The organism is Acinetobacter sp. CAU_H_56 (assembly GCF_058599425.1).
In genome coordinates this window covers 47,058-69,326 of sequence record NZ_CM178654.1, presented here as the reverse complement: position 1 = coordinate 69,326, position 22,269 = coordinate 47,058, and the positions used below count along the sequence as shown (strand labels likewise).

Below are 22,269 nucleotides of genomic sequence, written 5' to 3'. Positions count from 1 at the left end.
CAACAATAAAAAGCACAAAATACTCAACATCGAAAATACTTAAAGATTAAAGCTATGAATATTGTTCCTCAATTTGGTATTGGTACCTTTCGCCTGTCTGGACAGACCGTCATTGATTCAGTCAAAACAGCATTGGAAGTCGGTTATCGCGCCGTGGATACGGCACAGATTTATGCCAATGAAGCGGAAGTGGGTCAGGCCATTGCAGAAAGTCAGGTCAATCGTAACGAGCTGTTCATTACCACCAAAATCTGGACAGATCATTACGCACCTGACAAACTGATTCCAAGCCTCAAAGAAAGCCTGCATAAACTGCGTACCGATGCAGTCAATCTGACGCTCATTCACTGGCCTGCTCCTCGCTTAGGCGTTCAAATTCCTGAGCTGATGCAAACTTTATTAGAAGCCAAACAGCAAGGTCTGACAGAGCATATCGGTGTGTCCAATTTCAATATTGAGCTGACCCAACAAGCCATTGATACGATTGGTCTGGAGCATATCGCCACTAACCAGATTGAACTCAGTCCTTATTTACAAAATCAGCGTCTGGTCAATTTCCTACAATCTCAGAAGATTGATGTCACCTCTTATATGACACTGGCCTATGGCAAAGTGCTAAATGATCCTGTCCTGCAAGGAATTGCTGCCCAGCATCAGGCTTCGACTGCACAAATTGCACTGGCTTGGGCCTTACAAAAAGGCTTTGCGGTGATTCCATCTTCAACCAAACGTGAACATCTACTTGCCAATCTGGCAGCGCAGGAGATACAGCTGACTCAAGAAGAAATGGCTTTGATCAGTACCCTGGAGCGTAATGGCCGCGAAGTCGATCCGGAACAACTGGCACCTATCTGGGACTAAGCAGAAACCATGAAAATTAATTTTCCTTTGCTTGCACTGGCGGTTGGCGCCTTTGCAATTGGTACCACTGAATTCTCTCCTATGGGTTTTCTGCCAGAAATCGCCCGCGATCTGGAGATTTCGATTCCTCGTGCCGGGATGCTGATCAGTGCCTATGCCTTAGGGGTGATGTTGGGTGCACCGCTAATGACCCTCTGGTTAAGCCGTTATTCCAAACGTAAATCTCTCATTTTACTGATGGCGATTTTTACGATTGGCAATATTCTGGCGACATTAGCGCCTAATTATCTGGGGCTGATGGGAGCACGCATCATCACCAGCCTGAACCATGGTGCTTTCTTCGGAATTGGTTCGGTTGTCGCGGCCAGTGTCGTTCCGAAAGATAAACAGGCCAGCGCCGTAGCCATGATGTTTATGGGCCTGACCATTGCCAATATTGGCGGGGTACCACTGGCAACCTGGATAGGGCAACATATCGGCTGGCGTACGGCTTTTCTGGGTATTTCCCTGCTTGGTTTGCTGACCATGTTCTCCCTATGGAAAGCCTTGCCTGAAGGTCAAAGCAGCCAAAAACCGGATGTAAGGCAGGAGCTGCAAGTCCTGACCCGTTTACCAGTGGTGTTAGCTTTATTGACCACCGTGATGAGCGCGGGTGCCATGTTTGCTCTCTATACTTATATTGCGCCAAGTCTGCAAAGCTTTACTCAGGCTTCCCCTGCATTGATTACTTTGATGCTGGTACTAATTGGAGTAGGTTTCTCGATTGGTAATCATCTGGGTGGCAAGTTTGCAGACCTATCCTTAGATAAAACCCTGATCGGCTTTTTAATCTTGCTCATGCTGATGATGCTGCTCTTCCCGATTCTGGCAAGCACAGCTCTTGGCGCAGGTCTGGCATTAATCATCTGGGGTGCTGCTGCCTTTGCCGTAGTTCCACCTTTACAGATGCGAGTCATGTCCGTGGCTTATGATGCGCCTGGACTGGCTTCTTCGGTAAATATTGGTGCCTTTAACCTCGGGAATGCTTTGGGTGCGATTGCGGGAGCCAGTGTGCTAAATCTGGGACTTAGCTATAGTGCGGTTTCATTTACCGGTGCTGGGCTCAGTGCTGTTGCTTTGCTTCTGGTCGTGATTCAAATGAAACTGGCTCCACAGCAAGATATTCCTGCGCAGCAATGCTCTTAAAATTTCCTTCATCAAAAAGTCCGCCTGATGCGGACTCTTTATTGGCTATTTAGCGTAAAGCTTCAGGTAACACAGGCGTTGCCACAGGTTTAGCCAGTTCGGTTTTCATCTTTTGCAGCATCTGATAAGGCTGCTGCTGCACAAACATATTCACAAAGGTCAAAGGAATCGAACCTTCAGGATTGGCATAACCATAAGTAGATACCTTGACCTTGTTATTCGCCAGTTTCTGGAAAGTCCAGTCTCCCTGATAATCAGTCAAACGTACATAATTCGGATTTAGGGCATAACCGGTCTGAATCGCTTTATTCTTGATGGTGATCTGGCCATTTGCATCCTTGATCATTTTACCCTGCACAATCAGATCACGATCTTTTAAAGGAAATGGAAAATCCAGCACCATATACAGGATAAAATCACCTTTTTTATCATCACGCGACAGCACCTTGATACTGCCCATATAAGGCACCCATTTCACTGCATGATCAACATCCAGAATTAAAGAGACGGCATTCTCAATCGGGACATTGTAGGTGGTTTCGGCTTTATAGAGAAAAACGGGATTCCGCTCATCCTGATAGGTCCAGACTTTAATATTATTTTTATTAATACTGAGCTTGGCATTCTGCACAGAGGTCGACTGTGCTGTAGCGGCAAAGGCTACAGCACACGCCATTAATATTAATTTCTTCATTCCATTGTCATCTTATTTTAGTTTTAAGTTATTTTTATATAGGATTTTGACGAAAATTTATACTTGAATATCGTTAAAACCAAGTACGTCCTTCATGTCATATTTACGCGCATCACGACCAACGACCCAAGCTGCGGCACGTACGGCACCCGCTGCAAAGTTCATACGATTGGTGGCTTTATGCGTAATTTCAACACGCTCGCCTTCGCCAATAAACATTGCAGTATGTTCACCGACGATATCACCGCCACGAATGGTCTGAAAACCAATGCTTTTACGTTCACGTGGACCCGTATGCCCTTCACGGTGATATACCGCATCTTTTTTCAGATCACGACCCAGTGCTCCAGCAATCGCCTCACCCATCATTAAAGCTGTACCTGATGGCGCATCTACCTTATGACGGTGATGTGCTTCGATCACTTCAATATCGACCGTATCACCAAAGACTTTAGAGGCAAGTTCTAGCAGTTTGATCGAAACGTTCACACCTACTGAATAGTTCGCTGCATACACCACTGGAGTCTCTTTTGCAGATTCATCCAGATAAGCTTTTTGTTCGTCATTCATACCAGTAGTACCAATCACGATCGCAACGCCATTTTCACGGCAGATTTTAAGATGATTCACCGTCGCAGCAGGCGCAGTAAAGTCGATCACCACGTCACAGTCTTTGACCACTTCTTCAAGATGGCCGACAACCTTTACACCCAAGTTCCCTACGCCAGCCAGTTCACCGGCATCTGCACCAATGAGTGAGCTTTCAGGGCGCTCAACAGCTGCTGCCAATTGGTAACCGGCTTCTTTCACCGCCTGAATAAGGATGCGTCCCATACGGCCGCCTGCACCTAAAATCCCAATGCGTGGTGTCGCTGACATAACATAGTCCTGATGTTGATTCGAAATTGCTCTTACTATAGCAAAACTCGCTCATAACACTAAGATTGATCGCATAAAAATCAATGAAAAGAATTAAAGAAGGTCATGAGGGATTTTGATATGCAGTCCATATAAACAATATTTTATGGACGAGTAAAAAGAAAAATAATTCTGTTAGAAAAATAATGATTAAATGCTTAGTCAGAGATAAACTTATTTAAAGAAAATTCTAATTAATAAGAATTAATTTTTAATTATAAATAATTGAATTTAATAAGATAAAAAATATTTTTCTATAATACGTATGATCTTGATTTTTCATATTTAGATCATTTGCATTTAAGGGAAATATATTGCAACTCCAATTTGACCGCCTCAGCAATATAAGTACCACTGATATTATTGAACTAAATACCCATCATCGCGTACTGAAGCATATGCCTTTAGCGCATGGCATTATTTTCGATAAAACACGATGGATTGCTTGGGTAAATGGAAAGGTAAATCCATACTTTTTTAAATTTAGGAATGTTTAAGGATTAAGCATCAAGTAGTTGACCAACTTCCAAGCTGGTATATCCACGTTCTTTAAAGATCAAAATAATCGCTTTTTTATAATCTTCACAAATAGATGTTTTATATTTAGTGATGAGTTGAATCTCGGAATTCAGCTCAAGGTCATTTTTTAAGGTCAAGACTTCAGTAGAGATCTTATTAAAAATCTTTAAATTAAACATATAGGCACCTGTTATCAGTTGTAGCGGCCCGACTACAACAAATACCTGCCTTAGCTCAGCTAGACACCCTTGGTCGCAAGGATTACAAATTAGAAAAAGTTCTGCAAGTTTTGAGGAATCGACAGATTAAATAACCTTCTAAATCCTGCCTATTTAGCAAGATTGTCAGCCTAAAAATTAATTTTATATATCAAATTTTTAATAATCTCATGATTACTAAAAATTTAATAGGAACCAGTTTTTGTAACAATTCTTTTAATATTCCAGATTATTCATAATATTTTATTAGTCAAATGAATGGAGAGATCATTAACTCAGGATTTTCATATCCTGATGATGCGGTTTTAAAAGACAAAGTATTTTTCTCTGTCTGGCAAAGGTAAGAACCAGACTCTTTGTACGCTTTGGCTCACATTAATCTCGGCCTTTTGCTGCTATCCAGAATACTGGAAGTTTCCTATGATGAACTCATCAGGAACAGGAAGTTCCAAACAAGAATAACAATAGATCAGCACAAGGACAGTAAGGTACGACAGGAGTTATACCGAGCGAACCCATACGAAAAACCCCGGCAGGATGCTGGGGTTTTTCTTTTAGAATTTAAATTAAATTTCATTCTTTAGAAATGCAAATATGTGACATACATCACATTAACAAATCCATTTTCTTATATATTTTGCCACTAGCTCAATTTTATGAGATTAATGATTAATCTTATATTTCAATTATTTAAATAACATCAAATTACATTAGTAAACATAAGTACACACAAAAAAACATCAATATCTACATTTTATGTCAACATTTTTGCCAAGTGTACTGAGTAGTACACTATTTTTAATACAAGGAAATTTATATGAAATTAGTTCAATTAACTTTTGCCGGGGTAGCGTTAATTGCTGCATCACAAACTTTTGCTGCTGAAGAAGTAGCACAAACAGCTCCTGCTGCAACTGAAACAGCTGCATCTGAAGTTCAAGCTGCTGAAGCACCTGCAAGCGAAGCTCCAGCATCAGAAGCTCAAGCAACTGAAGCGCAATAATATGACAGGATTTATATTTCTCTGCGTGAGGGATATAAATCCTTCTTAAAAAGCTAATATCATTAAAAGAATAATTTTCTCATTATTTCTATCTAATAATTAACTTATACGTCTTTTCCGAATTTAAGCTATAAAAAAGGACGCCTGAGCGTCCTTTCCAATCTCATTCAATCAGTCAAACAAACGATCAAAGAAAGATTTTTTCTTTGGAGAAGACTGGCTGCCCTCATCTTCCATGGTTGCTTGCAATTCTTTCAACAGTTCACGTTGACGCGCAGTCAGGTTCACCGGTGTTTCTACAACAACACGACAAAGCAGATCACCCTGCATGGTTGAACGTACTGGTTTCACGCCCTTACCACGTAAGCGGAACAGTTTACCGGTTTGCGTACCTTCAGGAATTTTCAGGCTGACACGACCATCTAGTGTCGGAATCTGAACTTCTTTACCCAAAGCTGCATCCGCAATTGAAATCGGCACATCCATATACAGATCTGCACCGTCACGTTGGAAGATTTCGTGTTCACGTACCACGACTTCAACGTATAAATCACCTGATTGGCCATCACGGATCGCTTCACCTTTACCAGTCAAACGTACGCGGTCGCCATTGTCCACACCGGCTGGAATAGTAACTTCCAGGGTTTGCTGACGGTCAGATACACCTGAACCATGACATTTATTACATGGGTTCTTGATGATCTTGCCTTGGCCACGACAGGTACTACAGGTTTGTTGTACCGAGAAGAAACCTTGCTGCATACGTACCTGGCCGGCACCATGACAGGTTGGACAGGTTTCAACATCATTCGGATTTTTAGAACCTTTACCATCACAGGCATCACATGGCGCTGGTGCAGTAAAAGTAATGGTTTTCTTAACGCCTTTCACTGCTTCTTCGAGCGTCAGTTCCATTACATAGCGTAAGTCTGAACCACGGCGTTGACGTTGCTGGCCACGGCCACCCCCACCAAACGCTCCACCGAAAATATCCCCAAACTGGCTGAAAATATCTTCCGCACTGAAACCACCGAAGCCGCCAGCACCACCGCCCATACCACCTTCAAAGGCTTGATGGCCCATGCGATCGTACATGCTACGTTTTTCGCTGTCTGACAGAACTTCATACGCTTCTGAAGCTTCTTTAAACTTCTCTTCAGCTTCAGGATTGTCCGGGTTACGGTCTGGATGATATTTCATCGCCAACTTACGGTAGGCTTTTTTAATTTCATCATCACTAGCGGTTTTAGAAACGCCCAAAACCTCATAATAATCACGTTTAGCCATGTCTGGCGATGCTCCTCACGGAATTCTATTTAATATTGACTGTGGTCTAAAATTGGGGTTAAACCCAGCTTTACAAGGGGAATTCTGAAAAAAAATTGAAAGCTTAGAATACGGCTTTGTTTTGAGAAAATTTGAAGATGCCTTTGAACCAGGCATTAATGAGGAAAATAATGGCAATAAAGCTGAATACCACACCTGCGACTGTGCAGGCTTTCACCCAAAGTTGGCTATCCCAGGCAAAGAAAAATAATGGAATAAACCAGAGCGCAGCAAAAATCGCGAGTACTGAATAAATCACAATATTGCGCATGATCCAGAGTGCCTGTGCCTGTAACCAGACTTCGGCATAATCAATCTGGGTCACCTTACGTGCATACCAGTAAGCAAATACACCACTCACCACTGTAAACAAAGCAAAAAACATGAAGACATAAGCCATCGCCACGGAGCGTCGCATCTTGGTGAGTGTGTCTTGAGTCATGTTTAGTCAACCTTAGTGTGCGGCCCAGCACAAGCGAGTTCCGCAGCAGTATGTCTTTTTTGAATTATTAAAAAATCAGGTACTACTATATTGAAATTTTCAATATTTCGCACCTGAAATTATGACAAATTTAAACAGAATTTAAACTTTTTTTCACTTTAAACCATTGTGCATATAAGGCTGGCAGGAAAAACAGCGTTAATAGCGTCGCAACGATCAATCCGCCCATAATTGCAACCGCCATTGGCCCGAAAAAAATACTTCTGGATAAAGGAATCATGGCCAGAACGGCAGCCAGTGCAGTCAGGACAATCGGACGGCAACGGCGCACTGTGGCATTGATAATTGCATTCCATTGCGATTCACCTGCCTGAATATCCTGTTCAATCTGGTCAATGAGAATCAACGAGTTACGCATGATCATGCCTGACAAAGCAATCGTGCCTAGCATAGCCACAAAGCCAAAAGGTTTATTGAAAATTAACAGGAATAAGACCACGCCAATAATGCCCAATGGCGCCGTCAGGAAGACAATAAAGGCACGTGAAATACTTCTAAGCTGGATCATCAGCAAAGTCATCACCACTGCCAGGAACAATGGCATACCTGCATTTACTGAATTCTGCCCACGTGCAGATTCTTCGACTGTCCCGCCTACTTCAATCAGATAGCCACTTGGCATTTCTGATCTGAGCTGCGCCAACTGATCTTTCAGCTCATTCACCACAGTTGCCGGTTGCAGCTGTGTCCGGATATCGGCTCGTACCGTAATGGTCGGCAAACGATTCCGATGCCAGATCAGGCCTTCTTCAAAGCTGTATTCGATCTTGGCAATCTGGGCCAGAGGAACTGAGCTCCCATTCGTGGTCGGTACTGCCAGACTACTCAGTGAACCGACATCGACACGTTCAGCCTGATCACCCCGTAAGCGGATTTCAATCAGTTCACGTTTTTCACGATATTGATCAATCGCAGTTCCAGAAATCGAGCTATTCAGGAAATTGGCCAAATCGCTACTGCTCACGCCAAGCTGACGGGCGCGGTCCTGATCAATATCCAGTTTAATCACTTTACTTGGCTCGCCCCAGTCCAGATGCACATTAGTGGTATTCGGATTGTCTCCGACCGTTGCTGCAACTTTCTGTGCCCATTGACGGACTAATCCCAGGTCTTCACCCGATACACGGAACTGTAATGGATAGCCGACGGGTGGGCCATTTTCCAGTAGAGATACCCGGGTACGGGCTTCTGGTAACAGCACCCGAATCTGGTCGCTTAAGGATTTACGGATTTCATTGCGGTCTTCAAGTGATGAAGCCAAGACCACAAACTGGGCAAAGCTGGCTTGCGGCAATTGCTGATCTAGAGGTAAATAAAAACGCGGTGAGCCGGTACCGACATAGACCACATAGTTATCAATCCCTTCCTGTTTGGACAGGAAGTTTTCAACTTTTTTCACTGCCGCTTCAGTCGCTTTTAATGAAGCGCCCTCTTCCAGTTTCAGATCTACCAGAATTTCGGCACGGTTCGATGGCGGGAAGAATTGTTTGGGCACCAGATTAAACATCAAAATGGATAGCACAAAAATCCCGACAGTCGCCGCGATGACCGTTTTACGGTAGGTGACACAGATATTTACCCAGCGACGAAAGCCCTGATAAAACTTAGTCTGATAAGGATCATGATGTTCACCGGCATGATGTACCAGCGGCTCCGGTTCAGGGCGTTTGCGTAAACGCGCCCAGAGACGTTGATACCATGGCGCTCTCTGCACCAGATCCTTATTGAAATCTGGCAGGAGTTTATCACCCAGATAAGGGACAAACAGAACTGCGGCAATCCAGGATACCAACAGTGCCAGCGTCACCACCTGGAAAATCGAGCGAGTATATTCCCCGGTACTGGATGCTGCTGTCGCGATTGGCAGGAAACCGGCAGCAGTAATCAGGGTTCCGGTCAGCATTGGAAAAGCAGTCGTCCGCCAGGCATGACCGGCCGCCTGTAAGCGGCTAAAACCCTGCTCCATTTTGATTGCCATCATTTCAATGGCAATGATCGCATCATCGACTAAAAGCCCGAGTGCCAGAATCAAGGCCCCTAAAGAAATCTTATGCAGGCCAACATCAAACAGTTGCATACCGGCAAAGGTCATTGCCAGTACCAGCGGAATCGAGAACGCCACCACCAGACCGGTACGGAAACCGAGTGAGAAAAAACTCACCAAGAGAACAATAATCACTGCCTCGGCCAGAACTTTCATAAATTCATTAATACTGCGCTTCACCGCTACTGGTTGATCTGAGACTTTTTGCAGATCCATCCCCAGAGGCAAAGTTTTCTGCAAACGGGCAAATTCCTGTTCCAGATTTTTACCCAAGGCAATGATGTCACCGCCTTTACGCATCGATACGGCAATACCGATACCATTTTCGCCCATAAAGCGCATACGCGGTTGTGCCGGATCGGTAAAGCCGCGATAAACTTCAGCCACATCGCCGAGCTGGATGGTCTTGCCATTCACCAGTAAAGGTAGCTGCTGCAATTCTTCGACATTATTCAGCGCCCCACTGACCCGCACCTGAATCCGGTCAGAACCGGTTTCAAAAAAGCCCGCCTGAGTCATGGCATTTTGCTGCTGCAGTGCCTGCTGAATGGCAGTCACCGGAATACCCAGTTGGGTGGCTTTGGTGTTGGAGATTTCGATCCAGATTTTTTGGTCTTGGAGTCCAATCAGTTCAACTTTGGCAACATCCTTGACCCGTTGCAACTGTAACTGCAAACGGTCGGCATATTCTTTAAGCGTCGCATAATCGAAGTCATTGCCTTTAATGACGTAGATGTTGCCAAAGGTATCGCCAAATTCATCATTAAAAAATGGACCTTGTACGCCTTGCGGTAATTCATGCCGAATATCATTGATTTTCTTACGGACGTTATACCAGACATCTGCGACATCCTTGGAAGCCAAGGAATCCTTGGCAATAAAGGTCACCATAGATTCTCCCGGACGGGAATAGGCCATGATTCGGTCATATTGTCCGGTAGTCATCAACTCTTTTTCAATCCGGTCGGTAACCTGTAAGGATACTTCTTTAGCACTGGCACCCGGCCAGTAAGTCTGGATTACCATCACCTTAAAGGTAAACGGCGGATCCTCACTTTGTGACAGTTTGGAATAGGATACGATGCCCACCAAACCGAGCAGGATCATGAAATACAGTACCAGACCTTTATTCTTTAAGGCCCATTCAGACAGGTTAAAGTTCATATTTAACTCCCTGCCTGAATTTTCACACTACGGTTTTCACGGTCAATCGGATTGATTTTTTGCTGGTCACGCAGCAGATGCACTCCACCAATCACCACATAATCATCAGCCTTTAAACCACTGAAGACTGGCACAGAATCACGGCCATAAGCACCCAGCTGCACCGGCACTTTGCGAATAGTATGATCCGGCTTGACTACTATCACATAGGCCTGCTGATCAGTCGCTGAAACGCTGGATAAAGGAACGCTAAGGACATTGTCCTGACTGTTCTGGAAGAACACCCGGGCACTCTGACCGAGCTGAATCTGGCTATTACCTTCGCGTAAAGCCACTTTCACCCGGAAGGTACGCGATTGATCTGCTGCTGGTGAAATCTCACGAACAAAGGCAGCAAATTTTTCATTCGGTTTGGACCATAACGTCACCCAGGCCGGCTGACCGGTTTTAATTTCGGAAATCGCCTGTTCAGGAACCCCAATTACGACTTCACGCTCACCGGCAATCGCCAGTTCAAAGGCAGCCTGCCCTGCTGCAACGACCTGACCAATTTCGATATTGCGTGCAGTAATTACCCCATTTTTATTGGCAATGAGCTGGTTATAAGCGGTCTGGTTTTTGGCCGTATCATAATTGGACTGGGCCTGTTTCAGATTTGACGCAGCTGCCTTATATTGATTTTCAACCGCATCATATTGCGAGCGGCTCACAGCATTGGTCGGTAACAGCTGCTTGAAACGCTGTAATTCATCCTGAGCAATTTTACTGGCCGATTGAGCACTTTCTAGCTGGGCACGTGCTGCATTTAATTGAAGTTGAGCATCTTTCACATCTAGGGTCGCCAAGACTTGCCCGACTTTTACCTGATCACCTACATCGACAAAACGCTGGGTGACCTGCCCGCCTACCCGGAATGCCAGTGCTGTTTGCTGACGTGCCTGGATATCACCGGCATAGCTTTTCAATTCCTGATGTGAAGTTTTCGGTGTGGTCACCATGACAAATGGAACTTCCTGTTCTGCTGCAGCGCTGTCCTTGCTACATCCTGAGAAAGCCATACTGCATAGGACGATCATGCCAGCCAGTGCGCTCTGTATCGTGCTCATTATTGTTCGCTCTTATCTAATCATCATTTTTAGGGCAAAATAGGTAGATATATAAATTGCTTATTTTTTAATTAATATACCACCCGGTACACTAATTAGGATTCTGCAGTTAAAACAATGACCATATTGAATTTTTTTGGATGAAATTGTGCAAATACCGGTTGGACGGCCCAAGGATCTGGAAAAACGCCAGCGTATTCTGAACGCAGCGAAACAGCTGTTTTTACAGCATGGTTATCATGGCTCCAGCATGAACCAGATTGCGCTGGAAGCCGGTGTGACCAAACTCACTGTCTATAATCATTTTCAGGATAAGGCCACGCTGTTTAGCTGTGCGGTTGAAGAAACCTGTGAGGCAATTCTGCAGGAATCTCCTAAAGTTCTGCAGCCTGATAGTGATTTTCAGCAGGAGCTATATCAGATCTGTCTGCGCTCATTCAATATTGCCAATCTGCCGGAAGCTCTCAAACTGGACCTGCTCATCATGCAACTGGCTTATGAAAAAAATCCGTTGGCGGAACGTTTTTATACTGCCTCACATATCAAGCTGAATCAGGCCTGGCATGATTTCTTTGAGCAGGCGCAGCAACATCAATTTATCCAGACTGATGATCCGCAGCATCAGACCGAACTGATGGTGGCCTTACTGTTAGGTATGCGGCATCACAAAGTCTTACTGGGCTTAAGTCCGCTACCCGACATGCAGCAACGCCATCAGATCATCCAGCAGGCCATCGAGATCTTTATGCTGAAATATGCGATTTCCCGTTAAATTTCTTCTATCTGGCCGGATCCTTGCAACAGCGTAAAGACTAAAATTCATTCAATTATCAACAAATGATATTCAACTTTTGTCTGCAAAAGACTTGGATTGTCATGCAGTCGGGGTATAGTCAAAGGAAGAATCGGAGGAATATAAAAAATGGTTCAACAGATTGATGCACCTCTACGCGAAGACGTACGTTTACTGGGTAATCTACTGGGAAAAACCCTGAAGTTACATGCGGGGCAAGATTTGTTTAATCAGGTCGAGCAAATTCGGGCCTTATCGAAAGGTGCTCGCGATGGACAGGTTGAAGCAGAAAAACAGCTGGAACAATTATTCCTGACTTTAGAAGATCATGAAATCCTGCCATTGACCCGTGCCTTCACCCATTTCTTAAACTTTGCCAATATTGCCGAACAGTACCATGTGGTACGTCGTCGCCGTCAAAGCGAATTTGAGGAAACTACAGAATCTCCAAACCCTCTGGTTCCTTTATTTGAAAAATTCAAACAGCAAGAAATTTCTGCAGAAACCTTATATCAGCAAATTTGTGAATTAAAGATTGAACTGGTGCTGACCGCACATCCAACAGAAGTCAGCCGACGCACCCTGATCCAGAAATATGATGGTATCAATAATGCCCTGTCCAAATTTGACCAGCAGAAACTGACCCCGCGTGAACGTCAGGCGGTCTTGGCTGACTTAAAACAGCTGATCAGTTCTGCCTGGCAAACGGACGAAATCCGTCAACATCGCCCAACCCCGGTGGATGAAGCCAAATGGGGCTTTACGACAATCGAACAGACCCTCTGGAATGCGGTACCCAAATTCATTCGTGAACTGAACGGCATGGTTGAGGAACAATGTGGCCAGACTTTGCCGCTAGATGTTGCTCCGGTACGTTTCGCTTCCTGGATGGGTGGCGACAGGGATGGCAACCCGAATGTGACGCATAATGTGACTCAGGAAGTATTGTGGTTGTCGCGTTGGAAAGCAGCCGACCTGTATTTGCGTGATATTGAAAACCTGCGCTGGGAACTTTCTATTCAGCAATGCAGCGATGAAATTACACAGGCATTAGGCCATCAACATCCTGAACCCTACCGTGAATATTTACGCGATATCCGTGAACGTCTAAAAATTACCCGTGCTTGGCTGGCTGAAAAACTGCATGGTAAAGATGCGGATGATAGTCGGGTCATTAAAAGTAAAGATGAGTTATTAAAACCTTTACTGACCTGTTATCGCTCACTGATGGCGTGCAATTTGGCAGAACTTGCCAATAGCAGTCTGCTGGACCTGATTTACCGGGTGAACTGTTTCGGCATTGAACTTCTCAAACTGGATATTCGTCAGGAATCGGGTCGTCATCGTCAGGCCATTTCAGCCATTACTGAATATCTGGGTCTGGGTAATTTTGAAACCTGGACTGAACAGGCCCGTCAAAACTTCCTGTTGCAGGAACTGCAAAGCAAACGTCCTTTACTACCTAAGCACCTGAATGAACCAGCGGGTAGCCTGATTGAACATCCGGATGTACAGGAAGTGTTTATCACCATGCGCACATTGGCCGAACAGCCAAGTGAGTCTCTGGGTGCCTATATTATTTCCATGGCCGAATACCCAAGTGATGTGCTGGCCGTCTTGCTGCTGCAAAAAGAAGCCGGGATTAAACAGCCTTTACGGGTAGTACCTTTATTTGAAACCTTAAAAGATCTCGACGGTGCTGCTGACACCATGTCGACACTCTTTAATATGCATTGGTACAAACAGCATATTCAGGGCAAGCATGAAGTCATGATTGGTTATTCGGATTCAGCCAAAGATGCCGGCTTTATGTCAGCCAACTGGGCACAGTACCGTGCGCAGGAAGAACTGACCGCAGTTGCTAAACAGCATGGTATACAGCTGACCCTGTTCCATGGTCGTGGCGGCTCGATCAGCCGCGGCGGTGCACCCACCCAACAAGCCTTGTTCTCGCAACCGCCAGGTTCTATTTCAGGCGCCATTCGGGTGACTGAACAAGGTGAAATGATTCGCTTTAAATTTGGTCTGGAAGAAATCGCGCTACAAAATCTGGAAATTTATACTGCAGCGACTCTGGAAGCGACTTTATTACCGCCACCCGAACCGAAACCGGAATGGCGTGATCTGATGCATAAGATGACGGATCTATCGGTACAGGTCTATCGTCAGACAGTACGTGAAAATCCGCATTTCGTGAAATACCTGCGTACCGTGACCCCAGAACTGGAATTACAAATGTTGCCACTGGGTTCACGTCCTGCCAAACGTAAGGTTAGCGGCGGGATTGAATCCTTGCGTGCCATTCCATGGGTCTTTGCCTGGACCCAAATCCGTCTGATGTTACCGGCTTGGCTGGGTACCGGTGCCGCATTAAATGAGGTACTGGATCAAGGGCAACGTACGATTCTGGATGAGATGCTAACCGAATGGCCTTATTTCCAGACCCTGATTGATATGCTGGAAATGGTGCTGTCCAAAGCAGACAGCAATGTCGCGCTCTATTACGAATCGCATCTGACTCAGGATGAAGACCTGAAAGAGCTTGGTACGGAATTGCGTCAACGTTTACAGGATGCCATCCAGACCCTACTCACTTTAAAAGGTGAGTCAAAACTGCTGAGCAGTAATGGCGTCTTGGATCAGTCCATGACGGTGCGTAAACCTTATCTGTTACCGCTCCATTTACTACAAGCCGAACTGATGAAACGTCGTCGGTTATATCTGGAACAGCAGCAGGCTGAACACACTCCAGTCGATCATGCCCTGATGGTGAGTATTGCCGGCATTGCCGCCGGTTTACGAAATACCGGTTGATTTGTTCCCTTCCATTTAAAGCACATCTACACGATGTGCTTTTTTATTGATCAGTCAATAGCCAAAAAAAGCTTTATTTATATATCAAATTAAAATTACTTATAGAAGTTAAATCTAAATTGTCCGGGAATTAATCCACTGATTTAACTTTAGTTTTGATTTAAAAAACTTTTACCGCACGGTAAAATCTCAAATAAAGTCATAGAATTAATTTGAACAAAAATTTTGTTTCAGTGATTAAATCTTCTAAAAAACAAGAGTATGATGTGCACAATTTATCTTTTGAGTGCTCATTTTATGTCCAATTGGTTTCCCAAGTGGCGCCCTTATGAGGGTAGTATCGATGCACGACCAGTAGGTACCGCAGAGTATTTACCGCCTGCCCAGACCCTGATCTTGGGGGTACAACATGCCTTTGCCATGTTCGGTGCGACGGTACTGGCGCCATTTCTAATGGGTTTTGATCCCAATCTGGCCATTTTAATGTCGGGGATCTGTACCATCCTGTTCTTCCTGATCACGGGTGGTCGTGTACCAAGTTATCTGGGTTCAAGCTTTGCGTTCATTGGGGTGGTGATTGCGGCAACCGGTTATGCAGGTGCTGGCGGACTGAATCCAAATATTGGTGTCGCCGCCGGCGGGATTATTGCCTGTGGTGTGCTTTATGCCTTGATGGGTGTTCTGGTGATGGCAACGGGAACCCGCTGGATTGAAAAATTGATGCCGCCTGTCGTGACCGGTGCGGTGGTAATGATTATTGGTCTGAACCTGGCCCCTGTGACCGTGAAAAACGTCATGGGCAATACCTTTAATATGTGGATGTCACTGGTGACCGTACTGTGTATGGGTTCCATTGCGGTGTTTACCAAAGGTCTGGTACAGCGTTTATTGCTCTTGATCGGTTTATTGCTGGCTTACTTCATTTACTACATTTTAAGTAATGTAATGGGCTATGGCACTGCGATTGATTTTGCACCAATTCAGCAAGCGGGCTGGTTTGGTGTTCCGAGCTTCCATGCGCCTGTATTTGATACCAATGCCATGCTGATCATTGCGCCGATTGCCCTGATTCTGATTGCAGAAAACCTGGGACATATTAAAGCCGTGGGCGCCATGACCGGTGAAAATCTGGATCCGCATATTGGTAAAGCCTTTGTGGCGGACGGTATTGCAACTACCTTGGCAGGTGGTGTGGGCGCACCGGGTATGACTACCTATGGTGAGAACATCGGTGTGATGGCAGTTACCCGGGTTTACTCAACGATTATCTTTGCAGTTGCAGGTGTGTTTGCGGTATTCCTCGGTTTATCACCGAAATTTGGTGCGATTATTCATACCATTCCAACAGCGATTTTAACCGGCGCCTCAATTGTGGTCTTTGGTCTGATTACTATTGCCGGTGCGAAAATCTGGATCGAAAATAAAGTCGATTTTTCACAGAACAAAAACCTGATGGTAGCAGCAGTGACCATTATTCTGGGTACGGGTGACTTTGCCCTGACCTTCGGTAACTTTAACCTAGGTGGAATTGGTACAGCGACCTTTGCTGCGTTATTCCTGAACTGGTTCTTTAGCCTGGTCGATAAAAAATAATTCGAAGACTTAAATTTTCAAGCAGCCGCCAGGCTGCTTTTTTTATATTGCAAGAATTGTTTAAATAGGCCTGATCTTTTATATGAGCATCCTGCCGATGCGTCTGGATTTTTTTGATTTACGTCTTTTTCTCAATATAGTCGACACAGGTAGTCTGACCAAAGGTGCTGAACGCTCTGCCATTTCCTTACAGGCAGCCAGTGAGCGGATTAAAAAGCTGGAACAGCAATATCAGGTCAGTCTGTTCAGCCGCCATTCTGCTGGGGTAAAAATGACTTTTGCGGGACAGGTCTTTGCTGAACATGCCCAAGCCCTGTTGCAACAGGGACAACAGTTGTCTCAAGCCATGGCCGGCTTTAGTGAAGGACTCAATTCCAATATCAGCTTATGGTGTAACTCTTCAGCACAAAGTGAGTACCTTCCCCTATTATTGCCACAGTATCTGGTGAATAACCCAAATATCCAGATCGACCTCAAAGAAGCAGAGAGCAATGACATCATTGCGGCTTTGGCGAGTGGTACTGCCAAGCTAGGACTTATTTCCAGCTTTTTTCCTGCACCACAATTACAGACTTTGGAATTTTCAGATGATCCTCTGGTGCTGATCTGCCCTGAACAGCATGATCTGGCAGCTAATCAGGCATTAACATTAGCAGACTGTCTGAATTATCCCTTTGTTGGTCTGATGCAATATCACTCTTTGCAGCAATCCATCGAAACTCAGGCTCGCTTGCTGAACTGTGAAATTCAATACCGCTTACGCTTACCAAATTTTGCCGCCATTGCCCAGGTTGTGGCCAATGGTGTAGGTATCGCGATCATGCCAAAACGTGCTGCACAACGTTTGTCGAAGCTCTATGCATTTCAGCAAATCCAATTGACTGGAGATTGGGCCAACCGCAAGTTATTGTTAGCTGCAAAGAACTTTGATGAACTGAGCACGGCCTATCAGCACTTTAGTCAGTTCCTCATTTCTGCGGATGTACAAAAAATCCTGAATTAAATCCAGCCGAATTGATGCAGCATCATATAGCTGCCTAAGGCAATCAGGCCGATAAAAAATACTGTCCGGAATTTCTGTTCAGGGATACGGGAACGGATTTTTTTGCCGAACCACATTCCGATCAAGGCTGGAATCAGTGCAATCGCCGACATGGCATAATCAATCGGCATATCTTCCACCGGGTTTTGGTGCAGGAAAATTGCCAAACACACCGTCGAGGTAGTAAATACCAATCCTAAGGCCTGAACCAGATCATCACGTTTTAAATGCAAGGTTTGCAAATAAGGCACGACCGGAATTACCACTACCCCAGTTGCCACGGTCAAAGCACCCCCGAGATATCCCATAATCGGAGAAAGCCACTTTTCATGCTGGCTTAAATCTGGCATCCGTTTCGCCAATAAACCATATAGGCCATACAGGGCAAGCATCCCGCCCAGTAAGGCTTCACTATGAAATTCAGAATGACCCAAGGTCGGGAAAATACTCCAGACTGAACCCACGATAATGCCTGCCAGCAATAGCCAGAAACGGCGAATCAGTTTCAGCACATGACCTTCGGCAAAGAGTTGCCAGAAATTGGTCAGCATCGAAGGTACAATCAGTAAAGTTGCTGCCTGAAATGGACTCATAAATATGGTCAACAAACCCATGGACACCGCAGGCAGACCTAATCCAATGGTGCCTTTAATCAGGCCAGCCAGAGCAAAAATAGCAATAACAAAAGCAGTCATCTGATGACCCTAAATTAACTTAAGCCCATGCTATAGAAATCACGAATAGAGTAAAATCAGGGTTTTAAGAAGGAAGCCTCAAGTAAATATTGAGGCTTCAGATGGATGTGCCGAAACTCATCAGATTCATCAGCAAAAATCGGATATGAAAATTGTTTAAGGACGGAATTCTTTCAGTTCACGCTGAATGAAATACTGGAACATTTCCCGGTACAAATGTTCAATAAACGCCTGATCCACACCCTGCTGTTGTGCCAAGGCTTTGACATTTTCCACAATCTGCTCCACACGCTCCGGTGATTGCAGATCAGTTTCAGTTTTTTTAAAACGGGTGGTTTGATCAACATAAAATTGACGCGCAGCGATCAGCTCGACTAAAGCTGTATCAATGGCATCGATCTGTTGACGTGCATGTTGTAATGATCCAGCTTTGATTTTTTCCATGTTTATTCAGTCACTTTCAGTTTAGTTATCACTCTTATACTTTTCTTCTAACACATTACTGAAAATACTTTCAATCATCCAGACACGATATAAGCTATTAAATGTATAACTTTGCCCATCAATACGCAGTTCTAGGACCGGTAGATTCGGCTGGGACTTCATTTCACATAAGGTGTCATTTTCCTGCAACTTGGCCAGAACATCTTCCTGGGTCAGTTCAGTAATATTCAGTTCCTGCTGCATACGCTTGAAATGCGCTGCATAAGACAGATCATAACCACGAGTCCAGACCGCTTCCAGAATCTGGTACATGGCTTCAATCCGCTGCTCTTCCGGACAGCTATAAAACAATTGCGCCATCGGCATCACGGCCTGCTCGGTTGGCCGGCAGAATGGGGTAAATTTAACTTCAGTCCGCTTGGATAAGCGCGTCGCCAGACTCCAGTCAAACCAGTCCCGTCCCTGATAAGACAACGGATAGACATTCAACTGGATATTATAAAAATCAGCCAGCTCTTCCTTGATATAAGCCAGTAACAACCAGGAAATCGGATCTTCCAGAGCGATATACAAATCCAATTCAGGATCCATGGACTGGATTTCATTCAGCTCTTCGGCATCACTGATCAGATGCTCGCGCCATTCAATATGATTGATCAGGAAAATCGGGTTGCCGGTCAGTAATCTCTGCTGTTTCAGGCGACGGGTCAGACGTAACAAGTCATCTACCGCCTGATACTGGCGTCCGCCAAACTGGAAATAACTGGCCAGAATCGGACTATGCTCAAAAATCCGTTCAGGAAAATTCTGCGGCGCATGATGACGGCTGGCCATCGCATATAAGGTGCGTAATTTTCCGTTCTGTTTTTGCCAGAGCATATGAAAGACATCTTCCAGCAAATACAGAAAATCCTGTCCGCGTAACGGTGTATTTCTCAGGATGGTTTCTGCCTGCTTTAAGGCTTCAGCTGTTGGTAATTCTGGGGTCTCATGAAAGCTGAAACGATGCTGTTTAGATAAAATTTTGGCATCATTCAGGCAATAGTGCTGCCATTCATCAAAAGACATCTGATTAGGTGGCTCAGCCCGCTGATCTGAAATGATGACTTTGAGTGGCTTCAGTTCCGGACTGAGAATTTCTTCCAGTTGCGGTAACTGTTGTACCGCCAGATAACTATAAACATCATCCAGTCTTAAATGGATGCTCAAGCCATCTTCAATAGATAACACCGTTTGACGAACTGGTTTCTGGTAAAACCAACTCGATCGGATTGGATCAAACCAACGGCGTAGCAGGGACATGAGAAGTGCCTCGAAAAGATTTTGTCATGCCAGCCCTTGCCAGCAGGATCGTTTTATTCAACATCCTATTATGAGGATGTTTATGACCTGATATAAGTCTTGTGCAAAACTTATATCAAGTCAGCAACAAATGTTCAATGTTTTCTAAGACTTTAGATTTCAAGATTTAGGTCAGTCACGGCCCCGGTCTCCGCCCCAGAAGTCAGTTTGGCGAATTTCGCCAGTGCCCCGTGGGTATAATTTGGTTTTGGTTTTACCCAGGTCGCCTGACGTGCAGCGAGCTCTTCATCCGAAATATGCCAGGTCATTTCACGGGTTTCCGCATTAATGGAAATTTCATCGCCATTTTGTACCAGACCAATCGGGCCACCCTCATAGGCTTCCGGTGTGACATGACCAATCACAAAACCATGACTTCCGCCTGAGAAACGGCCATCAGTAATCAGTGCGACTGAATCCCCCAGACCTTTACCAATAATAGCAGAAGTCGGTTTCAGCATTTCCGGCATGCCCGGTCCTCCTTTAGGACCTACACCGCGAATCACGACCACTTCACCTGCTTGAACTTCGCCATCCAGAATCCCGCGCATCGCGCCCTGCTCACCTTCAAACACCCGTGCCGGTCCTTTGAAATATAGGCCTTCCTTACCGGTAATTTTGGCGACTGCCCCATTCGGTGACAGGTTGCCTTTCATAATGATCAGATGTGAGTCTTTTTTCACTGGCTTGTCGAATGGCAAAATAATCTGCTGACCTTCTGGATAATCTTCTACATTGGCCAGGTTTTCTGCCAGTGTTTTTCCAGTCACAGTCAGGCAGGAACCATCTAGCATACCGGCATCCAGCATGCGTTTCATCAATGGCTGGATCCCACCAATAGCAATCAGTTCTGACATTAGATATTTACCGGATGGGCGGACATCGGCCACAACAGGAATCTCTTTTCCAATTCGTACAAAGTCATCCAGACTCAGCTCCACACCCGCCGTATGCGCCATGGCTAACAGATGCAGTACACCATTGGTTGATCCACCTAATGCAATTAATACTTTAATTGAATTTTCAAAAGCCGCTTTGGTCATGATGTCACGTGGCTTGATATCCAGACGGAGCAGATTCATCACTGCTTCACCAGCACGGGCACAGTCAATCTGCTTGTCTTCAGACACCGCTTCCTGTGCAGAGGAACCCGGCAGGCTCATTCCCAGAGCTTCAATCGCAGAGGCCATAGAATTCGCGGTATACATCCCACCACAAGAACCTGGACCCGGCAAAGACACTTCTTCAATGTGTTTCACCTGAATTGCATTAATTTCGCCTTTGGCATGCTGACCGACCGCTTCAAATACCGAAATCATGTCGGTATGGCCTTCACCCGGTTTGATGGTACCGCCATAAATAAACAGACCCGGACGGTTTAATCGTGCCAAGCCCATGATGCAGCCCGGCATGTTTTTGTCACAGCCCCCTATCGCAATCACGCCATCATAGGCCTGACAGCCGACCACCGCTTCAATCGAATCGGCAATAATTTCCCGCGATAGCAAGGAGTATTTCATCCCTTCAGTCCCGTTGGAGATCCCGTCGGAAATAGTGATGGTATTGAAGATAATCCCCTTACCACCGGCAGCATTAACGCCCTGCTCGACTGTACGCGCCAGACCATCAATATGCATGTTGCAGGGAGTGACATTGGCCCAGGTCGAAGCGATCCCAATAAAAGGACGAGTAAAGTCTTCATCCTGAAAACCGGTGGCACGCATCATGGATCGGGCCGGTGCATTTTCAATGCCTTCATAAACAGGCGCGGAATGTTCTCGGATATTGTCTTTACTCATTTTATTCGTCCTGAGTGTAATTTTTGAGAAGCCTAAATATTGGCTAGGTTTTATCCGATTGTATAGAAAGCAATCTCGACATAAAAGTAAGACTCTGTGTATCTGACTCAGTTATTTTTTATTTTCTTAGATGAGTATTTGAAGTACGAAGTTGCCATACATAATAAAAGACCCGGTCTTTTCAAGCCGGGCCTTTTACTGAGACTGT

Annotated in this window: 18 protein-coding genes; 7 read left to right on the top strand and 11 right to left on the bottom strand. The window is 45.1% G+C overall.

The genetic code is table 11. The annotated features are described in order from the left end of the window. Positions 1-54: 54 nt before the first annotated feature. Complete coding sequence (gene dkgB / locus AC4MCC_RS00290) at positions 55-861, top strand: 2,5-didehydrogluconate reductase DkgB (protein ID WP_419375070.1); 807 nt, start codon at positions 55-57, stop codon at positions 859-861. Positions 862-870: 9 nt separating this feature from the next. Next, positions 871-2,046, top strand: a complete 1,176-nt coding sequence (locus tag AC4MCC_RS00285) for an MFS transporter (RefSeq protein ID WP_419375069.1) — start codon at positions 871-873, stop codon at positions 2,044-2,046. 49 nt (positions 2,047-2,095) lie between these two features. Here AC4MCC_RS00285 and AC4MCC_RS00280 read toward each other — a convergent pair whose 3' ends face one another. From AC4MCC_RS00280 to AC4MCC_RS00270, 3 genes are all read right to left on the bottom strand, one after another. Then, positions 2,096-2,740: an START domain-containing protein gene (locus AC4MCC_RS00280; RefSeq protein ID WP_034704880.1), complete on the bottom strand. Its 645-nt coding sequence runs from the start codon at positions 2,738-2,740 to the stop codon at positions 2,096-2,098. A gap of 57 nt (positions 2,741-2,797) precedes the next feature. Further along, on the bottom strand, positions 2,798-3,619 hold the full coding sequence (dapB, locus tag AC4MCC_RS00275) for a 4-hydroxy-tetrahydrodipicolinate reductase (protein WP_180033589.1): 822 nt from the start codon (positions 3,617-3,619) through the stop codon (positions 2,798-2,800). A 539-nt stretch (positions 3,620-4,158) separates the two neighbouring features. After that, the gene (locus tag AC4MCC_RS00270; protein ID WP_104426834.1) at positions 4,159-4,356 is read right to left on the bottom strand and encodes a hypothetical protein; all 198 of its coding nucleotides are present in this window, start codon (positions 4,354-4,356) and stop codon (positions 4,159-4,161) included. A gap of 856 nt (positions 4,357-5,212) precedes the next feature. Between AC4MCC_RS00270 and AC4MCC_RS00265 the strand changes: the two genes are divergently transcribed. Beyond that, on the top strand, positions 5,213-5,398 hold the full coding sequence (locus AC4MCC_RS00265; protein WP_004780424.1) for a hypothetical protein: 186 nt from the start codon (positions 5,213-5,215) through the stop codon (positions 5,396-5,398). Between the two features lie 171 nt (positions 5,399-5,569). Here AC4MCC_RS00265 and dnaJ read toward each other — a convergent pair whose 3' ends face one another. From dnaJ to AC4MCC_RS00245, 4 genes are all read right to left on the bottom strand, one after another. Then, complete coding sequence (gene dnaJ / locus AC4MCC_RS00260; RefSeq protein WP_034703346.1) at positions 5,570-6,685, bottom strand: molecular chaperone DnaJ; 1,116 nt, start codon at positions 6,683-6,685, stop codon at positions 5,570-5,572. A gap of 103 nt (positions 6,686-6,788) precedes the next feature. Further along, a complete protein-coding gene (locus AC4MCC_RS00255) occupies positions 6,789-7,166 on the bottom strand; it encodes a hypothetical protein (RefSeq protein WP_341121036.1) in 378 nt (125 codons plus the stop codon). 130 nt (positions 7,167-7,296) lie between these two features. Next, positions 7,297-10,434, bottom strand: coding sequence for an efflux RND transporter permease subunit (locus tag AC4MCC_RS00250; protein WP_491885494.1), 3,138 nt, complete (start codon positions 10,432-10,434; stop codon positions 7,297-7,299). 2 nt (positions 10,435-10,436) lie between these two features. After that, positions 10,437-11,540, bottom strand: coding sequence for an efflux RND transporter periplasmic adaptor subunit (locus AC4MCC_RS00245; protein ID WP_491885493.1), 1,104 nt, complete (start codon positions 11,538-11,540; stop codon positions 10,437-10,439). Positions 11,541-11,688: 148 nt separating this feature from the next. Between AC4MCC_RS00245 and AC4MCC_RS00240 the strand changes: the two genes are divergently transcribed. From AC4MCC_RS00240 to AC4MCC_RS00225, 4 genes are all read left to right on the top strand, one after another. After that, positions 11,689-12,312: a TetR/AcrR family transcriptional regulator gene (locus tag AC4MCC_RS00240; RefSeq protein WP_419375213.1), complete on the top strand. Its 624-nt coding sequence runs from the start codon at positions 11,689-11,691 to the stop codon at positions 12,310-12,312. Positions 12,313-12,462: 150 nt separating this feature from the next. Then, positions 12,463-15,147: a phosphoenolpyruvate carboxylase gene (ppc, locus tag AC4MCC_RS00235; RefSeq protein WP_491885492.1), complete on the top strand. Its 2,685-nt coding sequence runs from the start codon at positions 12,463-12,465 to the stop codon at positions 15,145-15,147. Positions 15,148-15,444: 297 nt separating this feature from the next. Next, entirely contained in the window at positions 15,445-16,740 is a 1,296-nt protein-coding gene (locus AC4MCC_RS00230) for a solute carrier family 23 protein (RefSeq protein ID WP_005233183.1), read from the top strand. Between the two features lie 97 nt (positions 16,741-16,837). Continuing rightward, positions 16,838-17,743, top strand: a complete 906-nt coding sequence (locus AC4MCC_RS00225; RefSeq protein ID WP_180131547.1) for a LysR family transcriptional regulator — start codon at positions 16,838-16,840, stop codon at positions 17,741-17,743. On the opposite strand, the gene AC4MCC_RS00220 is transcribed toward AC4MCC_RS00225, so the two are convergent. The 4 genes from AC4MCC_RS00220 to ilvD all read right to left on the bottom strand — a co-directional run bounded on the left by AC4MCC_RS00220 (position 17,740) and on the right by ilvD (position 22,061). Continuing rightward, the gene (locus AC4MCC_RS00220; RefSeq protein ID WP_180053063.1) at positions 17,740-18,477 is read right to left on the bottom strand and encodes a sulfite exporter TauE/SafE family protein; all 738 of its coding nucleotides are present in this window, start codon (positions 18,475-18,477) and stop codon (positions 17,740-17,742) included. The genes AC4MCC_RS00225 and AC4MCC_RS00220 overlap by 4 nt on opposite strands. A 156-nt stretch (positions 18,478-18,633) precedes the next feature. Continuing rightward, positions 18,634-18,921 (bottom strand): chorismate mutase, encoded by a 288-nt coding sequence (locus AC4MCC_RS00215; RefSeq protein ID WP_491876336.1) that lies wholly within the window; start codon positions 18,919-18,921, stop codon positions 18,634-18,636. A gap of 21 nt (positions 18,922-18,942) precedes the next feature. Then, positions 18,943-20,223, bottom strand: coding sequence for a hypothetical protein (locus tag AC4MCC_RS00210; RefSeq protein WP_179992899.1), 1,281 nt, complete (start codon positions 20,221-20,223; stop codon positions 18,943-18,945). Positions 20,224-20,375: 152 nt separating this feature from the next. After that, complete coding sequence (gene ilvD, locus AC4MCC_RS00205; RefSeq protein ID WP_491885491.1) at positions 20,376-22,061, bottom strand: dihydroxy-acid dehydratase; 1,686 nt, start codon at positions 22,059-22,061, stop codon at positions 20,376-20,378. Positions 22,062-22,269 lie beyond the last annotated feature (208 nt).